The 318-nt window shown below is 50.6% G+C and carries 1 protein-coding gene; it reads left to right on the top strand.

Going from position 1 to position 318, the window contains the following annotated elements:
* Positions 1 to 15: 15 nt before the first annotated feature.
* Positions 16 to 318, top strand: a 303-nt coding sequence (locus tag E0D98_RS26305; protein WP_131891608.1) for a DUF1380 family protein, incomplete at its 3' end; no start/stop codon positions are given.

The following is a 318-nucleotide window of genomic DNA, read 5'->3' as shown; positions in this document are numbered from 1 at the left end:
AAAGGAGACGAGAACATGTACTGTACTGTTAAAGAAATTATCCGCGAAGTGCTGGATACAGACGTGCCGGACAGTGAATGCGTTTTTGCCGTGGTGCTGACCCGTGGGGATGTGCGTCACATAGCCCGGGACTGGAACCTGTCAGACGATGAGCTGGAAACCGTCATGCAGCGGCTGGACGATGCTTTTGTATATGGCGCATGTGACAGAGTTGTTTCCGATATTGTCAATGAACTGATGGAGGAAAAGCGCGTAAACCGTCTTGTAACAGTCCCTGCGGTGCTGCTGGAAAAAGTGATGGTGATGGCTGGTAGTGAA

The organism is Escherichia sp. KCJ4928, from assembly GCF_004352695.1.
In the GTDB taxonomy this organism is placed as follows: domain Bacteria; phylum Pseudomonadota; class Gammaproteobacteria; order Enterobacterales; family Enterobacteriaceae; genus ECMA0423.
The sequence above is the reverse complement of the archived record's forward strand: the minus strand, read 5'-3'. Positions and strand labels throughout refer to the sequence as shown.